The organism is Citricoccus alkalitolerans (assembly GCF_039528175.1).
GTDB classification, from domain to species: Bacteria; Actinomycetota; Actinomycetes; order Actinomycetales; family Micrococcaceae; genus Citricoccus; species Citricoccus alkalitolerans.
The window spans coordinates 948,807-954,841 of sequence record NZ_BAAALH010000002.1; the positions used below are offsets into that span (position 1 = coordinate 948,807).

Consider the following 6,035-nt stretch of genomic DNA (forward strand, 5'->3'; position numbering starts at 1 on the left):
GGAGTCGTCAGCCGCCGGCGTTGAGTTGATACATCACCATCAGCGCGGTGAGTCCCGCCGCGAGAAGGAGCCCCGGGATGGCCAGGAGGATCTGGGTGCGCTTGTTCATCACCATGACGGCCAGGAACTCCCGCAGGTAGGCGCTCGGCACGTAATAGCCGGCGGTCTCACCGCCCACCACGTCAGCGTCCACGCCGATCCGCCGGGAGAGCAGGGCTGCCCTCGGTGCGTGGTACTCGTTCGTGGCCACCAGCAGGTGTCCACGCCTGGTGCCCTCCGGTAGCGCGCCGTCGGCGATCTCCCTCGAGAGGCGCAGGTTCTCCTCCGTGGTGCGTGAGCGCTCCTCCGGCAGGATCAGCTCCGGCGGCACGCCGAGGTCCACCAGGTAGTCGGCCATGGCGGCCGCCTCCGGGCGGGGCTCGTCCGGACCCTGGCCACCAGAGGGGATGAGGGGCACTTCACGAACGGGTGCTGTCCTGGATGTTCCGGGAGCCGTCCCGGAGGCCGGGCTGGTCGAGGGCGGCGCTGAACTGGTCGACGGCGGCCATGCCAGCTGGGCCTGCCACGCCTGCCGTCCGCGGTCCAAGCGGGCGGCGAGCAGCGGAGGCACCTTCCCCTTGATGAGTCCGGAGCCCAGCACCACCACGGCGTCCGCCCCCGGGCGCGGCTCCCGCCGGGCGTACAGGACGGTGAACACCAGGAAGGTCACAAAGGACAGGCCGACCTGGGCGGAGATGAAGAATGCCAACGCCGCGGCGCCGATCGCCACCGGGTGCAGCGTCGCGACCAGGAGGAAGGCCGCCACGGGCAGTGCCAGCAGTGCGAGCCCGGCCACCATGGAGAGCAGGTTGCCGAGGCTCCGGCCCTCTCGCCGTACCATCTGGACCCCGTTGCGGATGAGGAACCCGGCCAGGACGAGCACGGAGAACGGCAGCGCTAGGAGCACCAGGCCGATCAGCGCCTGCACCTCGGGGGCGAAGTACCCGATGATCTCCACCACGGCGCCCCACGCGAACCAGGCTCCCACCAACAGCACGACGGCGGTGCGCAGCCGGCGTGGTTCGGTCCGCCACATCTTCCGGTACAGCAGCCAGCATCCGAGCGCGAGCAGGGCGCCGATCACGGCGTGCTCACCTCTGCGGCCAGGGTGCTCAGGGTGTCCAATTCCGCCAGCAGACGTCCGCGCAGCACATTGGCCTCCGCGGCGAAGCCGCGCTGCAGGCGCACATACTCGGCTCGGCCCTCGGTGGTCTCGATCCGGATCGGCTCCAGCCCCCAGTCCGCCAACTCGTAGGGGGAGGCCCGCATGTCCATGGTCCGGATGCGCCAGGCCAGTTCGAAGCAGCCCGCCACCAGGTCCGAGCTGACCGCCGGCAACAGCTTGTAGGCCCATTTGTAGACGTCCATGTTGGCGTGCAGACACCCGGGCTGCTCCAGGTCCACCTGCGTCTGGCGCGTGGGCTGCAGTTCGTTCAACCCCACCGCCTCGGGGGCGTAGAAGCGGAAGGCGTCGAAATGCGAGCAGGCGATCCGGTTGTCCTCGACCACCCGGTTCGTGCCGTCCGCGCCCAGTCGTAGCGGCACGGTGGAGTGACGGATCCCGTGGACCTCGGACCGGTAGGCCATGGCCCATTCATGCAGGCCGAAGCAGGCCAGCCGTGCCGGCCGCTGCGCCGTCAGTCCGAGGATGCGACCGGCGAACCCGATCATCGCGGCCCGGCGTTCGGCGAACGCGGGCACATCCACGGTCCAGCCGCCGTCGGGAAGGCCCGGGCGGGGCTCCACCCACCGGTAGAACTTCCCGCCGCCACCAGAGCCGGGCCCGCCCGCGGGCGCCGCGTGGCCGTCGTCGTGAGGCGGGGACGGCGCGGCCAGCACGACGCCGGCCCCCGGGTGCCAGCGCCCGAGGGCACCTGGGGTGAGCGAATAGTAAGAGAACAGGAAGTCGTGGACCGGGTGACTCGCGCCGCGGGAATGCAGGTCGTTGAGCGGAGCGGTGAAGGCCGCGATGCGCTGGCGGTGGGCCTCGGCGGTGGCCTGCCACCGGTCCGCGGCAAGCACCTGGAGCCCGCCCATAGTTGACGGGCCGGTGGAGCGGGTGCGGAGAGAAGTGGGCACCCCACCAGCGTACGGTTCCCAGCGGATCCTCGCAGGTGGGCGGCGAACGGCGGAGGGAGAGCGGGCATCCGCGTGTAAAAGGTCTGTTTCAGGCCTTCCGTTGACCGTTCCGGTCGGGTAAGTTGCCGTCATCCCACCTCTGTGGTTCGCATCACTCGCACCGCTCTCACCGGAGCTTCCGCATCGACTCGTGCCCGTCTCGGTCGAGCACCGTGGCAGCCTCTTGCTGCGACCATGGAGATCACTCGCCGGGCACACCCGTGCCCGGCTCGCACCTTGGTGAGGAAAGGCGAGGTTCATGTCCAGGAACCCCAAATCAGCTCGGCGGCGCCGGGCGCTGACCGCCACATTGGCGGGGATCGGCCTGCTGGCCGCGCCGCTCGCGGCCCTGCCGGCCGTCGCGGCCCCGTCCGGCGGCGGCTCGGATCCCTCGATCGACCGGGCGCTGCAGGCTGGCGCGGAGTACAAGGACGGCCGCTACTTCGTGATCCTCAAGGAGGATCCGGTGGCCACCTATCAGGGCGGTACGGACGGCTTCCCGGCCACCGCCGCCACGGACGGCACGTTGGACACGGACTCCGCCGCCGTCCGGAAGTACGATCGGCATCTCACCGCGGGCCAGCTCGAGGTCGCCTCTTCGGCGTCACTGTCCGTGGACAAGCACTTCACCACGGCCCTCAACGCCTTCGTCTCCGAACTCACCGCCGAACAGGCACGCGAGCTGTCCAAGGACGATCGCGTCCTGGGCGTCTCCGAGGTGGAGGAGTACGCCCCGGACTACTCGTCCACCGAGTTCCTCGGATTGCCCGGGGCCCAGGGGGCCTGGAACAACCAGTACGGTGGGCTGGACGCCGCCGGCAAGGGCGTCGTGGTCGGCGTGATCGACACCGGCTATTTCCCCGAGCAGGAGATGCTCGCCGGGGAACCGGTCCCGGCGCTCTCCGGTGAACCCCAGGTCGGTGAACCGTACTTGGACTCCGCCGGCCGTATCGCCATGCTCAAGGCGGACGGCACCACCTTCCGCGGCGACTGTGAGGCCGGGGAGGACTTCTCCGGCGAGGAATGCAACTCCAAGGTGCTCTCCGCCCGGTACTATTCCGAGGACTTCGAGGCCTTCGTCCCCCAGGCGGAACGGGATCCCCGGGAGCGGCTGTCCCCCCTCGACATCTCCTCGCACGGCACCCACACCGCCACCACGGCGGCGGGCAACAACGGCGTAGACCAGATCTTCAACGGCGGCGTCTCCTACGGAGAGGGCTCCGGCGTGGCGCCCCAGGCCGCCGTCTCCGTCTACAAGATCTGCTGGGAGGACACGGACCCGGACACGGGCGGATGCTATGGCACCGCCTCCGTGGCGGCCATCGAGCAGGCCATCATCGACGGCGTCGATGTGTTGAACTACTCGATCTCCGGTTCCAACAACTCCGTGGTGGACCCCGTCTCGCTGGCCTTCAAGGCGGCCGCTGAGGCCGGGATCTTCGTTTCGGCCTCCGCCGGCAACTCCGGCCCGGCGGCTCAGACCGCGAACCACTCCGCACCGTGGCTGACCTCCGTGGCGGCCTCCACGTTCTCCAACGAGCTGACCGGCACGGTCGAGTTCCCGGGCGGTGAGAAGTTCCGTGGCGTGACCGTGACGCAGGAAGGGGTCGGCCCGGCGGACATCGTGCTCTCCAGCGAGGTGGGTCTGGCAGGCCAGGACGCCGATGACGTCCGCCTGTGCGTCCCGGGATCCCTGGACGCGGCCACCGCCGCCGGGAAGATCGTGGTCTGTGACCGAGGCGTGGTGGACCGCGCGGCCAAGTCGGTCGCCGTCGCTGAGGCCGATGGCGTGGGCATGGTCCTGGTGAACATCGGTGGCGGCTCCGAGGATGCCGACCTGCATGCGGTGCCCACCGTGCACACCTCGGACGAGTCCATCAAGGATCTCGTCGCCTCCACCGACCATCAGGCGAGCATCGTGCCAGGGGACACCACAGATCTGGAACCGGTTCCGGTGCCCCAGATCGCAGGGTTCTCCTCACGCGGACCCTCCACGGCCGTGGACTCCGAGCTGCTCAAGCCGGACATCGCCGCCCCGGGTGTCAACGTGCTGGCCGGTGTCTCCCCGCTGGACCCGGCATACAACGGGGACTCCTACGGGCTGATGTCCGGTACCTCCATGGCCGCCCCCAACCTGGCCGGCATGGCTGCGCTCATGAGCGCGGCGAAGCCGGACTGGTCGCCGATGGCCATCAAGTCGGCCATGATGACTACCGCCGGGGACGTCCTGGAGGCCGATGGTTCCGCCAGCGCGGACAACTTCGCCACCGGCGCCGGCTCTGCCGACCCGGCCGCAATGGTCGAGCCGGGGCTGGTCTATGAGGCTGACGCCCGCCAGTGGGACGCTCTCATCCTGGGCGAGACCGCCGGCAGGGACATCAACGTGGCGTCGATCGCCGTGAACGACCTGCTGGGTTCGGCCACCGTGACCCGCACTGTCATGGCCACCGAGACCGGGACCTGGGGTGCCAGTGGCTCTGTGCCCGGCTACGAGGTGACAGCTGAACCGTCCACCCTGTCCTTGGAGGCCGGTGAGTCCGAGGACGTGAAGATCACCCTGACCCGTACGGACGCTGCGGCGGACGCATGGGCGCACGGCTCATTCACCTGGACCCGTCCCGGCGCTGCCGCCGTCACCTCTCCGGTGACGGTGCGGTCAGTGGACGTGCTGGCCGAGGACGCCATCACCGGTGAAGGTACGTCCGGTGCTGCCGAGACCGAGCTCGAATCGGGCATCACCGGCACCCTCGAGCCAGAGATCGAGGGCCTGGGCCTGGCCGAGGTCGAGGAGTTCTCCAAGATCCCTGGAGCGCTGGTCGGTGACGACGATGCCTCGAACCATGTCACGGAGACCGTGGTCCCGGAAGGCACCACCTCGGTGACGTGGTCGCTCAACGCGGGTGACGAGCAGTCCGATTGGGACCTGTTCGTCATCACTCCGGAGGGCGAAGTCATCCAGGAGGCCACCGCCTCCGGTTCCGAGGAACTGGTCCTGACGGACCCGACTCCCGGTGAGTACTACGCGGTCTCTAACCTGTACTCCTCACCGGGCGGTGCCTCCGTCTCCGCCACCATGGAGACCGTGGTTCTCGAAGGCGATTCCGGGAACCTGACCATCACGCCGGACCCGCTGGCCGTGGAGAACCAGGAGGCCGCACCGGCCACCGTCGAGTGGCAGGGCCTGACCCCGGGCAACTGGAAGGGCGTCATCGAGTGGGCGCCCGGAACCCGGTCCATGGTGACCGTGACCGTGGGTGAGGGTCCGACCGATCCCGGTACCTGTGAGGCCGAGGACTTCACGGACAACGCCCCCGGCAGCCAGTACTACGAGCATGTGCGCTGGATGCAGTGTGACGGGATCACCACGGGTTACGAGAACAACACGTACCAGAAGCACCGGGACATCGGCCGTGGCGAGTCCGTGGCGTTCCTCTACCGCTACATGGATTCACCCGAGGTGACGGATCCGGCCGAGTTCCCGGACGTCCCGGAGTCCAGCACGTTCTTCGAGGCGATCTCCTGGGCCAATGCCGAAGAGATCACCACCGGTTACGAGGACGGCACGTTCCGCCAGTTCGATGAGGTGACGCGTGGCGAGTTCGCCTCCTTCGTGTTCCGCACCGTCGGGCCGGATCCCGGCACCGTGGAGGGCGAGGGTTTCCCGGACGTTCCGGAGTCCAGCGCGCACCACAAAGCGATCGTCTGGATGGCGGAGCAGAACATCTCCACCGGCTATGAGGACGGCAACTACCGTCCGGGCCACCAGATCACCCGCGGTGAGGTGGCAGCCCTGCTGTCCCGCGCTCATGAGGTGACCGGCGGTGAGTAGCTGACCGCTTCACGCTGCTCCACCGGGCAGTGCAGGATCGGTGTGGTTG

3 protein-coding genes are annotated in these 6,035 nt (G+C 69.0%); 1 reads left to right on the forward strand and 2 read right to left on the reverse strand.

The features are described from left to right. Window positions 1-7 precede the first annotated feature (7 nt). Together ABD134_RS10205 and ABD134_RS10210 are read right to left on the reverse strand one after the other, a co-directional pair. Window positions 8-1,123, reverse strand: a complete 1,116-nt coding sequence (locus ABD134_RS10205; protein WP_344229142.1) for a YdcF family protein — start codon at window positions 1,121-1,123, stop codon at window positions 8-10. Next, window positions 1,120-2,076 (reverse strand): 3-methyladenine DNA glycosylase, encoded by a 957-nt coding sequence (locus tag ABD134_RS10210; protein ID WP_344230847.1) that lies wholly within the window; start codon window positions 2,074-2,076, stop codon window positions 1,120-1,122. The genes ABD134_RS10205 and ABD134_RS10210 overlap by 4 nt, the downstream gene beginning before the upstream one ends. Window positions 2,077-2,416: 340 nt before the next feature. Between ABD134_RS10210 and ABD134_RS10215 the strand changes: the two genes are divergently transcribed. Then, on the forward strand, window positions 2,417-5,986 hold the full coding sequence (locus ABD134_RS10215) for a S8 family serine peptidase (protein ID WP_344229144.1): 3,570 nt from the start codon (window positions 2,417-2,419) through the stop codon (window positions 5,984-5,986). The last annotated feature ends 49 nt before the right edge of the window (window positions 5,987-6,035 follow it).